The sequence below is a fragment of the Amycolatopsis sp. SB7-3 genome, assembly GCF_041021335.1.
Classification (GTDB): Bacteria; Actinomycetota; Actinomycetes; order Mycobacteriales; family Pseudonocardiaceae; genus Amycolatopsis; species Amycolatopsis japonica.
Genome location: NZ_JBFPJQ010000005.1, coordinates 297728 through 317939, shown reverse-complemented (window position 1 = coordinate 317939; position 20212 = coordinate 297728). Strand labels below are relative to the sequence as shown.

Annotated in this window: 17 protein-coding genes; 6 read left to right on the top strand and 11 right to left on the bottom strand. The window is 69.4% G+C overall.

The window, feature by feature from the left end; genetic code table 11:
* Positions 1–8: 8 nt before the first annotated feature.
* Entirely contained in the window at positions 9–962 is a 954-nt protein-coding gene (locus AB8M46_RS31655) for a hypothetical protein (RefSeq protein WP_394362595.1), read from the top strand.
* On the opposite strand, the gene AB8M46_RS31650 is transcribed toward AB8M46_RS31655, so the two are convergent.
* Positions 892–1527 carry a response regulator transcription factor gene (locus tag AB8M46_RS31650; RefSeq protein WP_037345324.1) on the bottom strand — a complete coding sequence of 212 codons (636 nt, stop codon included), beginning with the start codon at positions 1525–1527 and terminating at the stop codon, positions 892–894. The two genes, AB8M46_RS31655 and AB8M46_RS31650, sit on opposite strands and share 71 nt — an antisense overlap.
* 86 nt (positions 1528–1613) lie before the next feature.
* Positions 1614–1865 (bottom strand): hypothetical protein, encoded by a 252-nt coding sequence (locus AB8M46_RS31645; protein ID WP_038522963.1) that lies wholly within the window; start codon positions 1863–1865, stop codon positions 1614–1616.
* A 278-nt stretch (positions 1866–2143) separates the two neighbouring features.
* Here AB8M46_RS31645 and AB8M46_RS31640 point away from each other — a divergent pair, with 278 nt between their 5' ends.
* Genes AB8M46_RS31640 through AB8M46_RS31620 form a run of 5 tightly spaced genes read left to right on the top strand, consistent with a single transcriptional unit; the run spans position 2144 to position 11840 of the window.
* Positions 2144–4201 (top strand): BTAD domain-containing putative transcriptional regulator, encoded by a 2058-nt coding sequence (locus tag AB8M46_RS31640; RefSeq protein WP_394362594.1) that lies wholly within the window; start codon positions 2144–2146, stop codon positions 4199–4201.
* Between the two features lie 60 nt (positions 4202–4261).
* Positions 4262–7909, top strand: coding sequence for a BTAD domain-containing putative transcriptional regulator (locus tag AB8M46_RS31635; protein WP_394362593.1), 3648 nt, complete (start codon positions 4262–4264; stop codon positions 7907–7909).
* Between the two features lie 20 nt (positions 7910–7929).
* Positions 7930–9189, top strand: coding sequence for an ABC transporter substrate-binding protein (locus AB8M46_RS31630; protein WP_037345318.1), 1260 nt, complete (start codon positions 7930–7932; stop codon positions 9187–9189).
* A gap of 11 nt (positions 9190–9200) precedes the next feature.
* Positions 9201–10550: a GH1 family beta-glucosidase gene (locus AB8M46_RS31625; RefSeq protein ID WP_394362592.1), complete on the top strand. Its 1350-nt coding sequence runs from the start codon at positions 9201–9203 to the stop codon at positions 10548–10550.
* Positions 10551–10604: 54 nt separating this feature from the next.
* Entirely contained in the window at positions 10605–11840 is a 1236-nt protein-coding gene (locus tag AB8M46_RS31620) for a DUF222 domain-containing protein (RefSeq protein WP_394362591.1), read from the top strand.
* Positions 11841–12143: 303 nt separating this feature from the next.
* Here AB8M46_RS31620 and AB8M46_RS31615 read toward each other — a convergent pair whose 3' ends face one another.
* The 9 genes from AB8M46_RS31615 to AB8M46_RS31575 all read right to left on the bottom strand — a co-directional run bounded on the left by AB8M46_RS31615 (position 12144) and on the right by AB8M46_RS31575 (position 19968).
* The gene (locus AB8M46_RS31615; RefSeq protein ID WP_037345315.1) at positions 12144–12977 is read right to left on the bottom strand and encodes a carbohydrate ABC transporter permease; all 834 of its coding nucleotides are present in this window, start codon (positions 12975–12977) and stop codon (positions 12144–12146) included.
* Positions 12974–13867, bottom strand: coding sequence for a carbohydrate ABC transporter permease (locus AB8M46_RS31610; protein WP_037345313.1), 894 nt, complete (start codon positions 13865–13867; stop codon positions 12974–12976). The genes AB8M46_RS31615 and AB8M46_RS31610 overlap by 4 nt, the downstream gene beginning before the upstream one ends.
* Positions 13864–14625 carry a DeoR/GlpR family DNA-binding transcription regulator gene (locus AB8M46_RS31605; protein ID WP_037345311.1) on the bottom strand — a complete coding sequence of 254 codons (762 nt, stop codon included), beginning with the start codon at positions 14623–14625 and terminating at the stop codon, positions 13864–13866. The genes AB8M46_RS31610 and AB8M46_RS31605 overlap by 4 nt, the downstream gene beginning before the upstream one ends.
* A gap of 110 nt (positions 14626–14735) precedes the next feature.
* On the bottom strand, positions 14736–15917 hold the full coding sequence (locus AB8M46_RS31600; protein ID WP_037345823.1) for an RNA polymerase sigma factor: 1182 nt from the start codon (positions 15915–15917) through the stop codon (positions 14736–14738).
* Positions 15917–16276 carry a YciI family protein gene (locus AB8M46_RS31595; RefSeq protein WP_037345308.1) on the bottom strand — a complete coding sequence of 120 codons (360 nt, stop codon included), beginning with the start codon at positions 16274–16276 and terminating at the stop codon, positions 15917–15919. Before AB8M46_RS31595 ends, AB8M46_RS31600 begins: the two co-directional genes overlap by 1 nt.
* 31 nt (positions 16277–16307) lie before the next feature.
* Positions 16308–18128 (bottom strand): glutamine--fructose-6-phosphate transaminase (isomerizing), encoded by a 1821-nt coding sequence (gene glmS / locus AB8M46_RS31590; RefSeq protein WP_037345307.1) that lies wholly within the window; start codon positions 18126–18128, stop codon positions 16308–16310.
* A 41-nt stretch (positions 18129–18169) separates the two neighbouring features.
* A complete protein-coding gene (locus AB8M46_RS31585; protein WP_037345821.1) occupies positions 18170–18442 on the bottom strand; it encodes a hypothetical protein in 273 nt (90 codons plus the stop codon).
* A 72-nt stretch (positions 18443–18514) separates the two neighbouring features.
* Positions 18515–19813, bottom strand: a complete 1299-nt coding sequence (locus tag AB8M46_RS31580; protein WP_125735000.1) for a glycosyltransferase family 2 protein — start codon at positions 19811–19813, stop codon at positions 18515–18517.
* A complete protein-coding gene (locus AB8M46_RS31575) occupies positions 19813–19968 on the bottom strand; it encodes a hypothetical protein (protein WP_162836908.1) in 156 nt (51 codons plus the stop codon). The genes AB8M46_RS31580 and AB8M46_RS31575 overlap by 1 nt, the downstream gene beginning before the upstream one ends.
* Positions 19969–20212: the final 244 nt, after the last annotated feature.

Here is a 20212-nt window from a genome sequence, read left to right as displayed (position 1 = left end):
TGGCACGCGTGGAAGCCGACTCGATGGTCTCGCGCGCGATCGCGCTGTGCCTGCGGGACCGGTGGACGGAAGCGGCCGAACTGTTGGCGGGGAACGATTCCTGGCTCGGCGAGCTCTTCGGCGGCCTGGCCGAGCTCTGGGACGGCCGTTCCGCGCGGTTCGGCGCGAATCTGACCGAGCGCGAGCGGTGGCCGTCGAGGACGGTACCGCGACACCTGAACGACCAGATCACCTCGTACGTCGCCGCGTTGCTGGTGCTGGGCGAGCGAGCACGCGCGGAAAAGCTGCTCGCCGACGAGGCTTTCCCCGAATCCGGCCTGCGGGACAGCGAACGTTCGCTGCTCGCCGCCATGCGCGGACGGCCCGCTCTGGCGATCGACTTCGCGCACCGAAGCCTGGCCGGCCGTTCCGGGCCCGGCCATGACATCGGCGCGTCCGCGATGTACCTGTCGACGGTGTCGGTCCTGCTGTCACAGGGACGGCCCACCGAGGCACGGCGACTGCTGACCGCAGCCCGCGCCACGGCCCCGACGCTGGCACATCTGCTCGACATCGCCGAAGCCCGCGTCGACATCGCGGTGGGTGAAACCGACCGGGCCACCCGGCGCCTCCACGCGGCCACCCGCGGGCTCGCCGTCGGCACGGACATCGCCTGGGCCGATCTCGCCGACCTCGCGTTGCGGAGGAACGACCGGGCGTCGGCGCAGCAGGCGCTCGACGCGCTGAACGCACTCGCCGCCGCGATGCCGACGGGACGCGTGTTGCTGCATCGGCATCTGGTCCGGGCCTGCCTCGGTGAAGAGCCCGCCGACGAATGCCTCTGGCTGGCCCGCGAACGAGACCAGCCGCTCGAACTGGCCGTCGTCGCCGAACGCCTGGCGAACCGTGCGGTCAGATCACCCCGGCCCGTACGGCGTACGCGACGGCATGCGGACGGTTCTTCAGCTTCAGCCGTCCGGTGATGCCCTGGATGATGTGCTTCACGCTGCGTTCCGAGTAGCTGAGCTCACCGGCGATCTCCACGGTGTCCTTGCCCTCGGCCATCAGCCGCAGCACGTCGATCTCCCGCGTGGTGAGTCCGGCGGTGTTGACGCCCATCGGGTCGAGCACCTCGCGCTGCAGCCGTTCGACGTGTTTGAGCAGTTCGCCGAGCAGGCTCGGCGGGAGCACGCCGCCGCCGGTGGCCGCCGCGCGGACCGCGTGCGCCAGCCGTTCGCCGGTCGTGGCCGATCGCGGCAGGACCGCCACCACCCGGCATTCGATGGCGGGCACGAGCTCCGCCTCGCTGATCTGGCTCACCACGAGCACCACCGGTTTGCCGTCCTCGGCGGCGAGCCGCCGCAGCCAGAGCACGATCTCCGGCGTCAGGCATTCGGCGGCGAACACCAGTACGTCGGTCTCGGCGCGCCGCTCCCAGTCCCGGATGTCGATCCCCTGTTGTGTGCCCAGCTGGCTGGCCAGGCCCGCCGTGGTGATCGGGTCGGGCGCGTGCACCGCCACGGTGATCTGTCGGGTTTCCGTGTCCACTTCGTCCCCTCCGCTTGTCCGCGGCCCCAGTCGGATGGATGGGACACAGTCTGCGAAGGAGCTCTTCACGAAGTCTCCACGAGACCTCAACGAGGCGTGAAGGACTTCGTGGCCTGCTGAAACGCCTCGACGTACTTGGGGAGTTCGTCCAGGAGCTCGCGGAGCCTGCCCTCGGGGCCGGTGTAGTCCGGGTCGGCGAGGAGGGCGTAGCCATACGCCAGCGTCCGGCGAAGTTCGGCGACGCGGGCTTCCGCCACGTCGGCGTCGACGACCAGCCTGCCGTTCTGGGCGAGACTGAGCAGGACATCACCGGCGAACAGCTCCTGATCCTGGCTCACCGGCACAGCATGCACAGCCACGGATGCCCGCCACCAGCGCCGGACGACACTTTGCCCCTGCGAACGTCCGGCTTTGCCCACTCGCCCGTCACCCGTCCGGGCGGCGGAAAACCACATGAACGGACATCCGATAGTCCAAGGGACGGCGAAATCCGATCATGGCCGGCCAAACCCACACGGTGAGTGTCCGATTGATTGCGAAACCCACATCGGCGCCACTAGGCTTTTCGCCGGGCGGGACACTCTTTTTCGGCGGTCGGAAGCGCGGGCGGCAGGTCATGGACGAGGTTTCCTCGCTGACGGTGCGGCTGCTGGGCGGTTCCCCCGCCCGCCACGGCGACGGCGAGATCGCGCTGGGTCCTGCCCAGCGGCAGGCGGTGTTCGCCACGCTCGCGCTGCACGCAGGCCAGGTCGTCTCCCGCCGGGAGATCATCGACGCCGTCTGGGGCGAGCGGCCTCCGGACAGCGCCACCGGCATCGTGTACACCTACGTCTCGGCGCTGCGCCGCGCGCTGGAGCCTGCCGGCGAACCGCTCGTCGCCAGTCGCGCGGGCTACCGCCTAGACCTGCCGAAGCAGCAGGTCGACGTCCATGTCTTCGAAGCCGAGCTGGACCGTGCCCGCGCGCACCGGCTCGACGGCGCGCACCAGCGGGAGCTGGAGTCGCTGCGGTCCGCGCTCGGACAATGGCGGGGCTCCGCGCTCGACGGGATCCCCGGCCCGTTCGCCGAGACCCAGCGTGCCCGGCTGAACGAACTGCGCCTGAGCGCGCTCGAACGTCAGGCCGAGGTCGCGCTGCGGCTCGGCGAGCATCGCGAACTCGTGGACGAGCTCGCCGTGCTGGTCGAGCGTCATCCGCTGCGCGAAGGCCTGCACCGCATGCTGATCACCGCGTTGTTCCGGTCCGGGAGGCAGGCCGAGGCCCTGGCCGCGTTCGACCGCGCCCGCGAGACGATCATCGAGCGGTCCGGCCTCGAACCCGGCCCGGAGCTGCTGGACCTGCGCCGACGGATCCTGGACGACGATCCGGCACTGCACGGCCGGCCGGAACGTCCCCATCGGACGCACGCCGTCCCCGCCCGGCCGTCCGCTTTCGTCGGCCGGGAGTTCGAGCTCGGCCGCCTGCGACGGCACCTCTCCGCGCTGCTGGACCAAGGTCGCGGCGGAACGGTCTGGCTGGACGGCGAAGCGGGCAGCGGCAAGAGCGCGTTCCTGGCCGAGGCGCTGGCCACGGCGAGGAGCAGGACACGCTGGGTGGTGGCCGACGAGCTGAGCGGCGCGGTCCCGATGAGCCTCATCGCCGACTGCCTCGGCGCCGCGGCGCTCGACGATCTCGGCAAAACGGTCACCGAACTCTGCGAAGACGGGCCTCAGGTGCTCGTCTTCGAAGATCTGCACTGGGCCGACGAGGAAAGCCTGCTCGCCTGGCAGCGGCTTCACCGGCTCACCGCGCACCTGCCATTGCTGCTGATCGGCTCGGCGCGCCCGCTCCCCCGGCGCCGCACGCTCGACGTCCTTCGCTCGGAGTTCGACGGCGAGATCGTCCCGCTGCCACCGTTCGACGGCCCGGCCGTCGCCGCGCTCGCCGAAGAGACCCTGGCCAGGGCCCCGGGTGATGACTTCCTCCGGTTCGCCGCCGAGTACACCGCCGGGAATGTCGGCTATCTGCGCGGGCTGTTCGCCGAGTTCGCCGACGGCCACGAGCCGGACACCACGCCGCACGGCAGGCTCGCCGCCGTGGTGGAAGACCATCTCGCCACGCTTTCCGTGCCGGGCAAGCGAACGCTGAATTCCGCCGCGCTGCTCGGCTCGTCGTTCACCGTCGCGGATCTGGCGGGCGTCACCGGCCGCGAACCGCGGTCGCTCGCCGGGGCGGTCGAGGAGGCGCTCACCGCGCACGTTCTCGAAGCCGAGGGAGACCGCCTGCGGTTCCGCGTTCCGCTCGTTCGAGCGGTGTTCGCCGGGAACACGCCGCCCGCCATCCGCGCCGTGCTGCACCAGGAGATCGCCACGACCATGGCGGACTCCGGCGCGCCCGCGGATCGTGTCGCCGAACAGCTGCTTCAGGCGGGCGACGAGCTGACCGCGCCCTGGATCCCCCGCTGGGTGCTCGACAACGTCCGCGCGCTGTCCGCCGGGACCGCCGTCGAACTACTCGATGTGCTTTCCCACCAACGGAATCTCACCGAGGAGCAGCACGAGGAGCTGACCGGCGAGCTCGCCGCGCTGCTGCTGCCCGGCTCGGCCGCCGCGCCCTCCTGGCCCACCCAGCCCTGGTGCACTCCGCTGCACGCGCTCGCCCGGGTGCGCAACCCGAGCGCACCGGGGACGTCCTAAACTGCGGGGACACACCAGTGATCCGGCCACTTTCGCTGTAACACGAGAAATGGAGCCGGCGTGACGAACGGGCTGCGCGTCGAGCTGCTCGGGCCGCCTCGTGCCTGGCTCGACGACGTCGAGCTGAAGCTCGGGCCCGCCCGCCAGCGCGCGGTCTTCGCCACCCTGGCGACGCGGCGCGGCCAGGCGATCTCCCTCGGCGAACTGATCTCGGACGTCTGGGGCGGGTCGGCGCCCGCCAGCGCCACCGGCAGTGTCCACACCTACGTCTCCGGCCTGCGTGGGGCGATCCGCAAGGCGGGCGGGGACGCGCACGGAATCCTGCGATCGTCCGGATCGAGTTACTCGCTGCGGCTGGACGGGGAAGCGCTCGACGTCCACCGGTTCGAAAAGGACGTCGCGGCCGCCAAAGCGGCACACGCCGATCAGCGGGGCGCGGCCGCGCGGCTCACCTCCGCGCTCGGTCTCTGGCGCGGCGAGGCCTACTCCGGCGTGCCCGGCCCGTTCGCCGAAGCGGAACGCGTCCGGCTCGCCGAACTCCAGCTCACCGCCGCCGAACTGCGCGCCACCGCCTTGCTCGGCATCGGCGACCACCGTGAAGTGGTGGCCGAGCTGACCGCGCTGGTGCAGCGGCATCCGTTGCGCGAGTCCCTGCACGAGACGCTCATGCGCGCCCTGTACGCCAGCGGGCGCCAGATCGAGGCGCTCGGCGCGTATCGCGAGGCCAGGCGGATCCTTCGCGACGAACTCGGCGTCGAACCCGGCGCCCCGCTGCGGGATCTGCACCAGCGCATCCTCGACGGCAGCGAAAAGCCCGTCACCGCGCCGAAACCGGTGCCGGTCCGCGTCGTACCGCCGCCGGTGGCCAAGGCGATCGAGCGCGGCGGGCACGGCCACCTGCCCGGCCGTGCCCGGCAGGTCGCGCGGCTGGACGGCTTCGTCACCGATGTGCTCGCCGGTCGCGGCCGCCCGGTCTGGCTCGAAGGCGAACCGGGTATCGGCAAATCGGAACTGCTGATCGCCGGGCTGGCCGGTGCCGCGGCGCGCGGCTGCCAGCTCGCCTGGACCGCGGCCGACGAACTGCAGCAACGGTTCCCGCTGCAGGTGATCATGGAATGCCTCGGCGTGCACCACGGCGCGGCGGATCCGGCCAAGGCCAAGCTGGCCGGTGAGCTGCACGCCGAACCCGCGCACGGGGACTGGGGGCCGACCGACCCGATCTTGTCCACTGTGGACAAATTGCTGACGCTGGTCGACGAGACCTGCGCGGCGGGCCCGCTGGTGCTGGTGATCGACGACCTCCACTGGGCCGACGAGGCCAGTGTGCTGTTGTGGCAGCGGCTGGCCGCCGCCACCCGCCAGCTGCCGTTGCTGCTGGTCGCCGCCACGCGCACCGGGCACGGCCGCCGGGATCTGGCCCAGCTGCGTCGCGGGGTCGAGGCGAGGGACGGCGAGATCATGCCGGTCGAGGTGCTGACCGACGACGACATCGCCGCCGTGTTCGAGGCGATCCTCGAGGCGAAGCTCGGGCCGAGCCTGCGCTCGCTGGTCCGGCGCGCGGCCGGGAATCCGCTCTACGCCAGGGAAGTCGCGCACGACCTGGTCCGGAGCGGCGCGGTACGGATCACGGCGGGCGTGGCCGAGGTGACGCTGGACGGCACTGAGAACGCGCCGCGGTCGCTGCTCGCGGCCGTGGCCAGGACATTGGAGACCCTCGCCCCGGCCACGACCGGGATCCTGCGCACCGCCTCCCTGCTGGGCGCGGAGTTCGCCGTCGAGGACATCGCCACGCTGGCCGGCAAGAGCCCGCTCGAGGTGCTGCAGGAGCTGGAACCCGCCATCACCGCGGGCGTCATCGAGTACGCCGGCGACAAACTCGCCTTCCACCATCCGTTCCAGCGGCAGGCGCTCTACGGCGCCATCGACGAACCGGTTCGCGCCAGGCTGCACCGATGCGCCGCCGAATCGCTCGCGCGGGCGGGCGCGCCGGTCAAACGGGTCGCCGAACAGCTGGCCGCCGGACCGGTGCCGTTCGACCCGTGGCTGGCGGGCTGGCTCACCGCGAACCACGTCGCGGTGTCCAACCGCGCCCCGCATATCGCGGCCGACCTGCTGCGCGGCGCGCTCGACAGCGCGGTGCCCACCCGTGAGCAACGGGAGACGCTGATCGCCGCGCTGGTCCGCGTGCTGTTCCGGCTCGAACTCACCCCCGAGGCCGAAGCCGAGGAGGCGGTGAAGACCGTCGTGGACAAGGCGGATCTGGCGCAGATGCGGCATTTCCTGGCCGCGCTGCGCTACCGCCGGGGCGACACGCCCGGCGCGATCGAGGCGCTCGGTGACACCGCGGACGATCCGTCGATCCCGGAACTCTGGCGTACCAGCACCCGGACGCTGCTCGCCAACTTCCGCCGTGGAGACCTGTCCGATCTCGACGAGACCGAACGGATCGCGCGGGGCCTGCACACCGAGGCGGCCGAAGCGGGTGAGCGTTACCCCGCCGCGCACGCGCAGCAGACGTTGTGGCTGGTGCACTCGATCCGCCGGGAGCACGACCGGGCGCTGACCGCGATCGACGCCGCGCTGGAGACCGCGGGCCACGAGGCGGACCTGGCGACGCTGCGGTTCGACCTGCTCGACAACCGGCTTTTCACCCTGCAGAACCTCGATCGGCTCGCCGAGGCCGACGCCACGCTGCACGCCGGGTACGAGACCGCGGCGCGGCACGGTCTGCCGACCGGTCCGCAGGTCTCGGCGGCCGTGCACTACTACTGGACCGGGCGCTGGGACGAGGCGCTGGCCGAGCTGGACTCGGTCACCGAGGACGGTCCGGCGATCACCTTCTACGGCGTGCGCGAGCCGGGTGCCGCCGCCCTGCTGCTGCACGGGGTCGCCGCGCTCATCGCGGGCCATCGCGACGAACGCGTCGCCGTCCGGGCTCATCTGGAAGCGGCCGAGGCGCATTCGCCGTCGAACTCGTCCGAACGCGAGAGCTGCGACTTCTACCTGGCGGCACAGGCGATGGCCGCCGAACAACGCGGCGAGCTCGACGACGCGCTGCGTCTGTTCGCGCCGGTGCTGCGCCCCGATTACGCCCGGATGATGCTGCGCCACCAATGGCTTCCCGACGTCGTCCGCGTCGCGATCGCCGCCGGGAACGATGCCGTCGCGGAGGAAGCGCTCGCCGTCTGCGCCGAAGAGGCGAACCAGGAGACCGTGCCGGCGAGGGCGACCGCCGCCGCCCTGCGGTGCCGGGCGCTGCTCGACGGCGATCCCGAAGGCATGCGGGCCGCGGCCGATCACTACCGCGAGGTCCGTCGTCCCATCGAACTGGCGTCCGCCCTGGAAGACGCCGCCGAACTGCTGGGCCGCGCCGGGTACCTCGAAGAGGCGACCCGTTCGCTCACCGAGGCGTGCGAAGTGCTCGGGCCGGTCGGTGCCACCTGGAGCATCCGCCGCGCGGAAAGCAGGCTGCGCCGCTACGGCGTCTTGAGCCGCGCGGAACGGGGTCCCCGGCACAGCGGAGCCCTGTCGCCGCTGGAACTGCGGGTCGCGCGGCTGGTGGCGGCGAAACTGTCCAACCCGGAGATCGCCGCGGAGCTGAGCCTTCCGCGAAGGACGGTGCAGTCGCTGGTGTCCAGGGTGCTGACCAAACTGCACGCCGACTCCCGGCTGACCGTCGGCGATCAGCTGCCGAGACGACTCGCGTGACCGCACGATCGAGGAGAACCATGACCCGCGTACTGGCCGGATTGACGGCCCTCGTGCTGCTGCTCGCCGGCTGTTCCGGCACGCCGGAAGCCGGCGGCCCGATCAAGCTCACCGTCGCCACCTTCGGCGAGTTCGGGTACGAAAAACTCTTCGACGACTACGAAAAGGCCCATCCGGGCATCACCGTCGAAGGCCGGGTCGCCGACTTCGAGACGCATCACCGGCAGCTGGCCACCGGACTCGGCGCCGGACGCGGCAGCGCCGACGTGGTGGCGATCGAAGAGCAGTACCTTCCCAAGTTCCGCCAGTCGACGGACAAGTTCAGCGATCTTTCGGAATTCGGCGCGCAGGGCCTCCGTGAGCACTGGCCCGCCTGGAAATGGGATCAGGGCACCGCCGAGGGCGGGAAGTTCGTGATGGGCCTCGGCACCGACATGGGCAGTCTCGCGCTCTGCTACCGCCGTGACCTGTTCGCGAACGCCGGGCTGCCGACCGACCGCGACCAGGTGGCCGCGCTGTGGCCGACCTGGGAGAAGTTCGCCGAAACCGGGGAACGGTTCAGCGCCAAGGCACCGGACGACGTCAAGTTCGCCGACTCGGCGGGCACCGTCTACACGGCGATGCTCAACCAGGCGCAGGAGAACTACTTCTCCAAGGACGACAAGTTCATCGCCGACACGAATCCCAACGTGCGCAAGGCTTTCGAGCTCGCGGGCGGGATGGCGCTGAAGAAGGAGACCGCGGCGGTCACCACGTTCACCCAGCCGTGGACGGTGGCGATCAAGCAGAGCCGGTTCGCCGCCATCACCTGTCCCGCCTGGATGCTCACCCAGATCCAGGAGGCGGGCGGCCCGGAGCTGGCCGGAAAATGGGACGTCACCTCGGTTCCGGGGAAGGCGGGCAACTGGGGCGGTTCGTTCCTGACCGTCCCGAAGCAGGGCGCGCACCGCAAGGAGGCCTACGACCTCGCCGTCTGGCTCACCGCTCCCGAACAGCAGAAACGGATCTTCCTGGAGAGCGGGTTGCTGCCGAGCGCGCTGGGCGCCTACCAGGACAGTGCCGTGCTTTCCCACACCAGCCCGTATTTCAGCGGTGCGCCGATCGGCAAGATCTTCGCCGCGTCCGCCGAGGCCTTGCGGCCCAACTACCGCGGGCTGCGCGACGGTGAGGTGCGGCCGGTGTACGGGCACGCGCTCGGCCGCGTCGAAGAGGGGAAGCAATCGCTCGACGAGGCTTGGAACCAGGCCGCCACCGAAGGCCGCGCCGCGGCCGCCAACTGAGCGGGGACGGCGTGACACTGGGGTTTCCGGACGGGTTCCGGTGGGGTACGGCCACGGCGGCGTACCAGATCGAGGGGTCGACGACGGCGGACGGTCGCGGACCGTCCATTTGGGACACGTTCACCACGAGATCCGGCCTGGCCACCGGTGATCCGGCTTGCGATCACTATCGGCGTTACCGCGAGGACGTCCGGCTGCTGAGCGAACTCGGTGTGCCGTACTACCGGTTCTCCGTCGCTTGGTCGCGGGTCATGCCGGACGGCCGTACGGTCGAGCCACGCGGGCTCGCCTTCTACGATCGCCTCGTCGACACGTTGCTGGAACACGGGATCACCCCGATGGTGACGCTCTACCATTGGGATCTACCCGAGGCGCTGCAAGCGGAAGGCGGCTGGCCGAATCGCGAGCTCGCTGATCTTTTCGCGGATTACGCACTGACCGTCCACAAAGCACTCGGTGATCGCGTGCGGCAGTGGACCACGATCAACGAACCGTTCTGCGCCGCCTTCATCGGCTACGGCAACGGAGATCACGCCCCGGGCATCCAGGACGAGGGCGCGGCGCTCGTCGCCGGGCACAATCTCCTGCTCGCGCACGGCAAGGCCGCTCAAGCGTTGCGGTCTAATGGCGGCGAGCAGGAAGTGTCCATCGTGCTCAACTTCACCCCCGTGCTGACCGATGTGGACGACGCCGCGCACCGCGAGGCCGCGCGTAAATTCGACTTCCTGCACAACAGGTTCTTCCTCGACCCCCTGCTGGGCCGCGGCTATCCGCCCGAGCTGCTGGCGGATCTGGCGCATCTCGGCACCCTGGAACCGGCGATCGCCGACGGTGATCTGGAGATCATCGCGCAGCCGCTGGACGTCCTGGGCGTCAACTACTACGCGCCCGCCCGCGCGGTGCCGCTCGAAGATCCCGAAGCCGACAGCAACTGCCCCCTGCCGGGCCTGCGCGGGATGGACGTCCAGCCGCCCCGCGGTGAGCTGACCTCGCTCGGCTGGGAGCAGCGGCCGGAGTGCTTCACCGAACTTTTGGTTTGGCTGCAAGAACATTGCGACGGCCTGCCGCTCGTGATCGCCGAGAACGGTGCCGCCTTCGAGGATGAAGTCATCGAAGGCCGCGTACACGACGAGAAACGCGTACGGTACTTCGCCGACCACCTCGCCGCCGTACACGCCGCGATCGAGCGCGGCGCCGACGTCCGCGGCTACATGGCCTGGTCGCTACTGGACAACTTCGAGTGGGCGATGGGGTACACGCAGCGGTTCGGTCTCGTGCACGTCGACTTCGAGACTCAGGAACGAGTACTCAAGGACAGCGCCCTGTTCTATGCGGATGTGGTGGCGCGCAACGGTCTTTAGCGGTTGCTTCCGTCATCGACGGAAACTGTCGGTGGTCGGTTGTACGTTCTGTGTGTGGACACACTCAACGCCACTGTGGCGCGTTTGAAGGAAATCACCTCGTCGGAAGTTTTGCGGGAGGTTAATGCTTCGCTGGATTCGTTGGGGGACAACGATGCCGTGGATGCGGCTGTCGCTGCGTCGGAGGGCATCGCACGCTTGGAGGCAATTCGGTTCCGTGCTTTAGGTCGTTTAAGCCGTCATCGCGATGGGGCTTCCAGCGTGGTGCAGGAGGTCGCGTTCGCTCTGTCCGTTGTGGACGGACATGCCGCCGGGCTGGTCTCGACGGCTGAGGCGTTGACGACTCGGCTGCCGCGCACATTGGGGTTGCTCGATCAGGGGAAGGTGGGCGGCTATGGGGCGATGAAAGTCGCCACGGCCACTGCCTGGCTTTCGGATGAGGACGCCCGTGCGGTGGACGCGGTCCTGGAGGATCGGATCCCGGATCGGAACGCCGATCAGATCCGGAAGGCGGCGAATCATGCGGCGATGATGGCCGACCGTGACGGCGCCTCCCGCCGGGCCGAACGCAACCGCGGCGGACGTCGCGTGACAGTACGACAAGGCGACACCGGCGTCGCGTCCATCGAGGTCGAGGACGGCCCGGTCGAGAAGGTGGCCGCCGCCTACACGCGGATCGACCGCGAAGCCCGCGCCCTACGAGCCGGTGGGGAAACGCGCACTCTGGACCAGTTACGTGCTGATGTCGCCCTTGACCTTCTGCTGGGTGGTCAGGGTGGGAAGAGTGAACGGTCGGAGGTGTTCCTCTACATGGATTTGAACACCTACCTCGGGCTGAACGACGATCCCGCCGAAATGGCCGGACACGGGCATATCCCCGCCTCGCTGGCCCGAGAAATCGCCAGTGGTTCGAACACGGTGCTGCGGCGGATCATCACCGACCCCCTCTCAGGACAGGTCCTCGACCTCGGCCGGAACCGCTACCGACCCACCGCCGGTCTGGACGAGTTCGTGCGGGTGCGAGACCGTGAGTGCCGAAGACCCGGCTGCCACCGCGTGGCCCAAGCCTGCGACCTCGACCACTCCCTGCCCTGGCAACACGGCGGCCACACCACAGACACCGAACTGATCGACCTCTGCCGCCGCGACCACCGACTGAAAGACGAGCCCGGCTGGAACTACCGGTTGGCCTCCGACGGGACTCTCACGATCACCACGCCCACGGGGCAGAGTTACGACAGCACGCCTCCACCACTGCACGAACCCCGCGACGAAGCACCACCGTTCTGAGCCGTCGCCGGAAAACGGCAACGGCACGACGCGGCGTCGCGAACCCGACCACCTCCCTACCCGAGCCCCATCACCCCCGTCGCCGAAAGACAGCCACGACGCCGGGAACCCGAACGCGTCCTCTTCCCGAACCATCACCGAAAAACGACGACAGCCACCGAGTACCGCCAAGTTGCCGAAATACGGCAACGGCCCGGCCCGAAGTCCCTCTCGCCGCCCCACCCACATCACCAAAAGCCGCCCAAGACGAACGAGCCCCAGCCGTCGCCAAACCACGGCAACACCCCAGCCAAGAACCCAACCTCAGCCCCGCGGAGCCCCCCGCATAACCCCGTCGACCACCTTCCTGGCCAACACGATGAACAACCCGACCACCGGCAGCACCCCGATGGTCGCCGCGGTCAGCATCAGCGAGTAATCGGTGAAGTACCCACTGGCCAGCCGCGACAACGCCACCTGAACGGTCGGATGCGCATTGGGGTCGAGCACGATCAGGGGCCAGAAGAAGTCGTTCCACGCGGTCATGAACGTCAACATCCCAAGCACCGCGGCTTGAGGGCGGATGGCGGGCATGGCGACATTCCAGAACAGCCGCATCGTCGAGCAGCCGTCGACACGGCCGGCGTCCAGCAGCTCGCCGGGGATCGCCTCCTCGCACGCCTGCCGCATCCAGAACACGCTGAACGCGCCGACCAGTCCCGGCACGATCACCGCCTCCAGCCGTCCGTACCAGCCGAGTTCGCCGACCACCAGGTACAGCGGGATGACGCCGAGCTGCGCGGGCACCATGGCGGTGCCGATGACGACCAAGAACAGCGAGTCGCGACCGGGGAACCGCAACCGCGCGAAGGCGAATCCGGCCATGCTGGAGAGCAGCACGTTCGAAACGGTCACCGTGCCGGCGACGATCAGCGAGTTCTGCATCGCCAGCCAAAAATCGACGGTCCCGAAGACCCGCTCGACGTTCTCGATCAGGTTGCCGCCGGGCACCAGCGGCGGCGTCGTCTCCCCGAGGGCGGAATTGTCCTTCGAGGACACCACGAACGACCAGTACAACGGGAAGATCGACGCGACGACGACGGCGAGCAGCAGCCCGTAGACGACGAAACCGGTCCGTTCTCTCCCCGCCACGGTCATTCACCGCCCCGCATCCGGCGCACGAGCGAGAAATTGACCAGCGCGAACACCGCCGAGAACAGGAACAGCAGCCACGCGATGGCCGCCGCGTATCCGGCATCGAACTCGCCGAAGCCCTTCTCGTACAGGTACATGGCCAGAGTCTGGAACTGCCGGTCGGCGCCACCGGTGCCGTTGACGCCGGTTTCGTCGAGCAGCTGCGGCTCGGCGAACAACTGCAACCCGCCGATGGTCGAGACGACGACGGTGAAGGCGATCGTCGGCCGGATCGCGGGCACCGTGATCGACCAGAAGCTCCGCCAGCGCGAGGCACCGTCGAGCATCGCGGCGTCGTACCGCTCCTGCGGCACGGATTGCATGGCCGCCAGGTAGAGCAGGGCGTTGTAGCCGGTCCAGCGCCACATCACCATCGCGCTCACCGCCACATGAGACGCGAACCGGTCCGACCGCCAATCCACCGGATCGAGCCCCACCAGGCCCAGCACCCAGTTGACGACGCCGTAGTCCTCCGCGAACAGCTGGCTGAACACCAGCGCCACCGCGACCACCGAGACGACGTTGGGCAACAGCACACTGGCCCGCCACAGGGTCCTCGCCCGCAGGGGACGGTCGAGCAGGGCGGCGAGGCCGAGCGCGGCGAACAGTTGCGGGACGGTCGAAAGGACGAAGATGCTGACCGTGTTGAAGAGCGCGTTGTAGAAATGCGGATCCTGGAGCAGGACGCCGAAGTTGTCGAGGCCGGCGAACCCGGTGTCACCGTTGACCAGATGCCAGTGATGCAGCGCCACCCACGCGGTGTAGAGCAGCGGGAAAAGGCCGAACACGCCGAAGAGGACGTAGAACGGCGCTGTCATCAGGTATCCGGCGAGCCGCTCGCCCGTACGCTTCAAACGATGATCACCTTGACGCCTGCCTGGCCGATCTCGTCGAGCTCCCGCGGTTCGGCACCGCGGTCGGTGATCAGGGTGTCGACATCGCAGAGGTCCCCGAACCGGGCGAAGTGGTCGTCACCGATCTTGGTGTGATCGGCCAGCAGCACCGTCCGTCGCGCGGACGCGATGGCCGCGCGCTTCACCATCGCCTCGGCGGTGTCCGGGGTGGTGAGCCCCCGCTCGACGGAAAGGCCGCTGGTACCGAGGAAAGCGACGTCGACGTAGGTGTCCTTGAGCGCGTCCAGCGCCCAGCCGTCGACTGAGGCCATGGTGTGGCCGCGCAGCCTCCCGCCGACCAGCATCAGCGTGACGCCGGGCCGGTTCGCGAGCGCGCACGCGTTCGGCAGCGAAGGGGTGACCACGGTCAGTTCACGGTCCGAGGGGACGAGAGTCGCCAGCCTGCCCACCGTGGTGCCCGCGTCGAGCAGGATCGCGCCCCTGTCGGGGAGCTGCTCCAGGGCCGCGGCGGCGATACGGTCCTTCTCCGCGGTCATCACCGCGTCACGGGCGTCGAGGCCCGGCTCGATACCCTGCCGTTCGACGGGGATCGCGCCGCCGTGCACCCGCCGCACCACACCGCTGCGTTCCAGCGCCGTCAGATCACGGCGGACGGTCTCGCTGGTGATCTCGAAGGCCGCCGCGAGCGTCGCCACGTCGACACGGCCGTTCCGCCTGGCCTGCTTGAGGATGGCGCGCTGCCGCTCTTCGGCGTACAACGGTCACCTCCTGCCGTGGCGGACGAGCGGTCATGGCGACAATAGTTGGTTTCCCGCCGGTCCGACAACGGAACCCCCTCCGTCCATTGAGGACAGAGTGTTGCCCGAAGCTACGTTAGGACTGCCCGTTTGGCCGCCAGGAAAGCGCGTTCCGTGTCGTTGGTGGCCAAGGCGATCGCCTCGTCGTAGGCGGCGACGGCTTCCGCGGTCCGGCCGAGGCGGGACAGCAGATTCGCCCGCGTGGCCGGCAGGTGGTGATAGCCCGGCAGGTCCAGTTCCTCGATGCCTGCCAGCGCCGCCGCCGGGCCGTGCACCTCGGCGACGGCGACCGCGCGGTTGAGCGCGACGACCGGCGATGGGGCGAGCCGCCACAGCTGGTCGTAGAGCGCCAGCACCTGCGTCCAGTCGGTCGCGTCGCCGTCCGTGTGCACGGCGTTGATCGCGGCCTGGACCTGATACGGACCAGGCCGGTCCAGACGCAGGCAATGCCGCACCAGCTCGTGTCCTTCGGCGATCAGTTCCCGGTTCCACAACGACCGGTCCTGCTCCGCGAGCACCACCAGCTCACCGGACGGCCCCACCCGCGCCGGCCGCCGCGCTTCGGTGAGCAGGAGCAGCGCCAGCAGCCCGGTCACCTCCGGCTCGCCGGGCATCAGCTCGGCGAGCGCCCGCGCGAGCCGGATCGCCTCCAGGCAGAGGTCCGTCCGCAGCAGCTCACCCGACGTGGACGCGTAACCCTCGTTGAACACCAGGTAGAGCACGGTGAGGACGGAGTCCAGCCGCTCGGGCAGTTCGCCCTCCCCCGGCACCCGGTACGGGATGCCCGCGTCGCGGATCTTCTTCTTCGCGCGGACGATCCGCTGGGAGACGGTCGTTTCCGGGACGAGGTACGCCCGCGCGATCTCCCCCACCTCCAGCCCGCCGAGCAGGCGCAGGGTGAGCGCCGCCCGCGCGGGCGGCGAAAGCGCCGGATGACAGCAGGTGAAGATCATGCGGAGCTGGTCGTCGCGGACCGGCCCCGTCTCCCGCGGCTCGTCCGGCGTGTGCAGGAGCAACGCCTGGGCGTGCCGTGCCTCGCGGGTGGATTCCCGGCGCAGCCGGTCGATCGCGCGGTTGCGGGCGGTGGTCACGATCCACGCGCCCGGATTGGGCGGCGTCTTCTCCCACTTCTCGACCGCCGTCGCGAACGCGTCCTGAACCGCCTCCTCGGCGAGCGAGATGTCGCCGAGGAGGCGGGTCAGGGTGGCGACGCACCGGCCGTACTCCGCCCGGTAGATCCCGGCGAAGTCCATCACTGCCGGAGCGACGGGTCGCCGAACGGCCGCACCTCGATCGGCTGTCCGCAGGCCAGCGCGCATTTCCGCGCCCACGCGAGCGCCTGGTCGAGGTCCTCGACCTGGATCACCCAGAATCCGCCGAGCTGCTCCTTCGTCTCGGCGAACGGGCCGTCGGTGATCGTGGTCGTGCCGCCGGCGGGCCGGACGACCGTGGAGACGTCCGAGTGCTCGAGCCCGCCGACGAAGACCCACGACCCGGCGGCCTTCATCTCGTCGGTGACCTTGCCCGTCCTGGCCAGCATGGCCCGGACCTCGTCCTCGGGCGCGTCCCGCTCGCTTTCGTCGAGCTGGACGGCGAGCAGGTATCGCCTCATCGCGGACTCCCTCGATCGCTGAGGGCGGAAATCATTCCACGGTGACGGACTTCGCGAGGTTCCGGGGCTTGTCGATGTCGTGGCCGAGGATCAGCGCGGCGTGGTAGGCCAGCAGCTGCAGCGGGATCGTGAGCAGGATCGGGTCGAGCTCCGGCTCCGAACGCGGCACCACGAACCGCGGCACGTCGAGATCGCCGAAGTCCACGTCGTCGTGCGTGATCGCCAGCACCTGACCCTTGCGCGCCTTGATCTGCTGCATCGCGGCCAGGTTGCGGTCGGCGAGGTCGTCGGACGGCACGATCGCGACCGTCGGCAGCTCCTCGTCGATCAGCGCGAGCGGGCCGTGCTTGAGTTCCGAGGTCTGGTAGGCCTCCGCGTGCCGGTACGAGATCTCCTTGAACTTCTGCGCGCCCTCCCGCGCCACCGGGAAGCCCCGGACCCGGCCGATGAAGAACAGGCTGCGCGCGTCGGCGCAGATCTTGGCGTGCTCGGCGATCTGGGACTCGGCTTCGACGATGGCCGCGACCTGCTTCGGCAGCGCCCGCAACGCCGCGACGATACGCTGCCCGTCCGCGTTGGACAGGTCCCGGACGCGGCCGAGGGCCAGCGCGATCATCGCGAAGCCGACGGCCATGTTGGTGAGCGCCTTGGTCGAAGCGACCGCGATCTCCGGACCGGCGTGCAGGTACAGGCCACCGTCGCAGGCCCGCGCGATCGTGGAACCGACGACGTTCACCAGGCCGACCACCCGGCCGCCCTTGCGCTTGACCTCTTCGACGGCGAACGCGGTGTCCGCGGTCTCGCCGGACTGGCTGACCGCGATGTAGAGGGTGTCCGCTTCGATGATGGGGTTGCGGTAGCGGAACTCGGACGCCGCCTCCGCGTCGGCCGGGACCCGCGCCAGGTCCTCGATCATGGTGGCGCCGATCTGGCCCGCGTAGTACGCCGAACCGCAGCCGAGGATCTTCACGCGCGCGAATCCGCGCAGATCACGGGGAGTCAGGTTCAAACCGTCCAAACGGGACACACCGAACCGGTCGTCGAGACGGCCCCGGATCATCCGCTCCAGGCATTCCGGCTGCTCCTGGATCTCCTTGTACATGTAGTGCTGGTGGCCGCCGAGGTCGAGGTCGTCGGCCTGGATGTCGATCGCGGTCGCGGCCTTGCCGGTGTCGCTCTCGTCGACGGTGAAGGTGCGGTAGCCGGTGGCGGAGACGCTGGCGAACTCGCCGTCGTCGAGGTGCACCACCTGCGAGGTGTGCCGGACCAGCGCGGACAGGTCGCTGGCGACGAACATCTCCCGGTCGCCGACGCCGATGATCAGCGGCGAGCCGTTCCGCGCGACCACGACGCGGTCGGGGTGCTCGGTGTCGGTCACGGCGATCGCGTAGGTGCCGGTGACGCGGGAGACGGCCTCGACGACCGCGTCTTCCAGCGTCTTCGCACCCGAGCGCGCGATCAGGTGGGCGAGCACCTCGGTGTCGGTCTCCGACGACAGCGTCACCCCCGCCTGGGTGAGCTGCTCCCGCAGCGCGTCGGCGTTGTCGATGATCCCGTTGTGCACCACGGAGATCCGGCCGTCTTCGGAGACGTGCGGATGGGCGTTCGCCTCGGTCGCGGGACCGTGCGTCGCCCACCGCGTGTGCCCGATGCCGACTTTGCCCGCGAGCCGCTTCGGCAGCGCGGCCGTCAGGTTCCGCACCCGCCCCACGATGCGGTGCACCTGGGCGCCCTTACCGCCGAGGACGGAGATCCCGGCCGAGTCGTAGCCGCGATACTCAAGCCGCGTCAGCCCTTCGATCAGGATCGGAGCGGCGTTCTGGCCGCCGATGTAGCCGACGATTCCGCACATGACGAGTCAACCTCACAAAGAAAACGGACGGGTGTGGTCCGTCAGCCGTAGACGATGCGGCGCAGTTGCCGCTCGGACAGGTCGGGAGGCGCGACGAGACGGCGGCTCAGCTCACCGGCGATCTGGGGGAAGATCTCGGGGTTCTTCCTGCCCTCCGCCTGCAACTGGGCATGCCTGGACCGGACGTACTGCTCGGCGGGCTGCCGGTAGTACGCCAGGACGTCCTCGACGACACGGGCGGCGATGGCCGTCGACAAACCTGTCGACAAGGCCACCTGCTCGACGATGTCCGCGTCCTCCACGGAGCTCATCATGCACATCCGGCTAGCGAAGCGCCAGTTCTTGCCCGAAATCGGGCAAGAACTGGCGTTCAAGCGCGCCGACAGTCACACGGACACCTTCTCAGGCGGCTCCTCGCTCAATCGTTCCGTCTTGGTCCAGCTGTTGCGGCGGGCGACCACCCGGAACAGCGCGCGCCAGGTCGCGACCACCCCGAGCACCAGGAATCCCGGGTAGAGCAGACCCGCGAGCAGACAGCGGTGCAGCGGTTCCTCACCGAGCCGCAGCCGGTGCACGATCGCCCACACCACCCCCGGCACCAGCAGCACGGCCACGCCGATCAAGGCTGCGCCGGGCAACGCCGAGGGCGGCGCGATCAGGCCGCCCAGCGTGACCCCCGACCAGGAAGCGACGAGCGTGCCCACGAACAACAGGGAAACCACCAAGGACAACGGCACGGTCAACCACGGGGTCACGAGATAGGCGAGGAAATCCAGCAGACCGATACTGCCCACATGCCGTGAGGCCAGCAATTCCCGCAAATGTCTCGCACATTGCAAATTGCCTTGTGCCCATCGCGTGCGTTGCCGCAGCAACCGGCGCAGATCGACCAGGCCCTGTTGCGTCACCCACGCCGATTTCACGTATCGCATCCGGATACCGGCGACGTGCAGCCTCAGCCCGAGTTCGAGATCCTCGACCAGACAGTCCGACCACGGAGCCGGATCGAAGCGCCGCAGCACGCCGAGTCGCGTGAATTGCCCGTTCCCGCCCATTCCGACACTGCCCGCGAGATCGCGCAGGCTTTGGGACGCGTCGGCGACCGCGCCGAACTCCAGATCCTGCAACAGCGCGAGCACGCTGCGCCGATTGTGGATCCGCACCCGGCATTGCACGGCGCCGACGCCGCGGTCGCCGAACACGTCGGCCACCTCACGCAGCATCCCCGGACTGCCCCGCCCGTCACCGTCGATGATGCCGACGATCGTGCGCGCCACACTCCCCTCGGCCTCACACAGCCGGAGGATGTAGCGGTAGCCGGCGTTCAACGCCTCGCCTTTGCCCTTCCGCGCCTGCGGGAGCTCACGGCGCAGGACGTGCAACCGAGGGTCGGCCACCTCGCGGAGAACGCGGGGCGTGCCGTCGTCCGAACCGTCGTCGATCACCAGCACCCGCACCGGATTCCGTTCCGTGCCAAGCGAAAGCGCGTTCCGGACGGTGTTGCCGACCACGCGTTCCTCGTTGAGCGCCGGGATGACGATCCAGAACTCCAGACCCTCTCCGCGCGCCGCGACGGACCGGCGCGGACGGCCGGTGCGCCACGCGAACGCCGCGAGCAGGAGATTGTGCGCCGGCCACCACAGGAGCAACAGCATCATGGTCGCGGCGAAGGCCGGGCTCGCCATCAGTCCTTCAGGCGAAGATGCAGCGAACGCGCCATGAGGAGCACCGCGACCACCCCGATCACGAGCGCGAGCACGGTGCTCACCGTCGCGCCCGCCATGGTCGCGCCGATTCCGAGCGCGGAAACCTTGACCGGGCCCACCGGCACCATCGACATGTCTTTTCCTCCGGGCGGCGGGCACCACAAACATCTACTCACAGTTTTCAACGGCGAGTCGCGGGTCACCCTGGTAAGCGATATTCAGCCTTTCGAGTGGGTACGTTACCCCGCTTGTGTTAACGTTCAGGAGCGACGGATCCCCCATAAAGGTGACCATCAGTTAGTGATCCTCGCCTCACCCACCACTCTTTCGTGACTTCACTGACGAATTCACGCCGTACCAAGCGCGACCCGGAAGAAG